Here is a 1,749-nt window from a genome sequence, read left to right as displayed (position 1 = left end):
TCCTGCGCGTTATTTTTCTAGATGCCGTGCAGAATAATGTGTTGACCGGCTGAGGGAAAAATGAAAACCAAAATAATAATGTCGTTTCTACTCGCTACATTGTGTGTCAGTGCCAGCGCCAGTACGAATGAGCCGAAATACCATTCTGCGCTAACAATCAAAACGGGATTCAGTGAAGACAGAGATAAGCCAGTAGAAGTCTATTATTGGTATCCCACAACGAACGAAAAAAACAATTTCACGTTTGGTAGGGGGAACATTTTTAAATCAGTCGAAACGCAGTTAGATGCCCCTTTAGCAAGTGGAAAATTTCCCGTTGTGCTTTTGTCGCAGGGCGGAACACGGTCAGCGTTTTCCCACAGTGGTTGGGTAGCATCGAGCCTGGCGCAACAAGGTTATGTCGTTGTGGTACCAAAGCCTCCTGCACCGAACGAAATCAATGCAGAAATGGCTGTTGATGAAATCACATTCAGAACCAGTGATTTGGTGCTTGGGCTGAACGAATTAAGTTCGGTCGGGATACTGTCCGGAGGCGTAGATACTGATGCAGTGCAGGGGGTCGGCTTTTTTCTGGGCGGCACATCTATGCTGATGCTCTCCGGAGCGCAAATAAGCCCGGAGAAATATCGAACATCGTGTCACAACGCCACCAATGTAGACTGTCATTGGTTACGTGAAAATAACGTTGATATTACCAGCATCCCGGATCAAAAATTCCCCCGATTTCAGTCTGAAAACAAACTGAAATCGGTCGTCGTTATCAACCCTGAGCTAACGAAAACTTTTGTCCCTGAAACTCTGGCCTTGATGAACAATGCTATCACCGTGGTGGCGCTCTCTGATCGGCTACATCCCGCACTGACACCAGCCGAATCACTTGTTGCTCTTCCCAATGTGACATTTCAAGAGATCCCCAGTGCGAGTCAGTTTAGTGCGTTCGCAGAATGTACTGACCGTGGCATTAAAATTCTCGCATCAGAAGGGGAGGAAGCACTTTGCCAGGAGCGTGACGAGGTTTCCAGAAAGGACAATCATCAGCACATTTTGGATGTAATTCTGGCCAGGTTAACAAAGTCATAAGAGTGCAACAATGAGGAGCTTTCTTACACATTGTGTGCTTGGACCAGCAAAGCGAGAAGTAAGTTTTTGCAGGCTTATCCTTTCACCATAGTGCAAGGCCTACTAGTGACCGTGTTATTTGCTCTAACTAAGTACTTGTACCAACATTTTGAAACTTAGAAGAACACACAAAATACCAACGATTTTCTTAAGAACTTTATTTGGGAAATACTCTGCACAACGCACGCCGAGGCTAGTAGTTAAGTAGCTACTAATGGAGAAGCTGAGCATTGCAGGAAGGTATATGTATCCTAATACTAAGTTGTTCCAATCTGTATTTTCCCATCCGTTTAACATGTAACCGAGGCTTCCTGACAGCGCGATAGGGAAACCTATCGCAGCAGAGGTTCCAATAGCACGTTTTACTTCAAAATTTTGCTGGACAAGATAGGGGATGATCAACCCCGCACCGCTTATAGAGACAAGTGCTGATACAGAGCCAATGACCGAGCCTACAGTGATATTACCGATAGCCCCATGTGGGTTAGGGTTGTACTCATTTTCAGTGTTGAGAAACATCTTATAAGCAACATACAACATGAATACGCTGAAAAAGCCTGCCAGATAGACTCCTTGTAGATACGATGCTACGAATGTGGCGCAAAATGTTCCGACTAGAACTCCGCTCAA

General features: G+C 45.2%; 2 protein-coding genes. One reads left to right on the top strand and one right to left on the bottom strand.

Going from position 1 to position 1,749, the window contains the following annotated elements:
* Window positions 1–60: 60 nt before the first annotated feature.
* On the top strand, window positions 61–1,080 hold the full coding sequence (locus R7044_RS24015; protein WP_225455848.1) for an alpha/beta hydrolase family protein: 1,020 nt from the start codon (window positions 61–63) through the stop codon (window positions 1,078–1,080).
* Window positions 1,081–1,203: 123 nt separating this feature from the next.
* Here R7044_RS24015 and R7044_RS24010 read toward each other — a convergent pair.
* A partial coding sequence (locus R7044_RS24010) for a sulfite exporter TauE/SafE family protein (protein WP_225455847.1) occupies window positions 1,204–1,749 on the bottom strand: 546 nt, incomplete at its 5' end.

This window comes from Vibrio sp. 1402, assembly GCF_033340275.1.
Note: the sequence above shows the minus strand (reverse complement) of the source record. Positions and strands in the feature narration are given on the sequence as shown.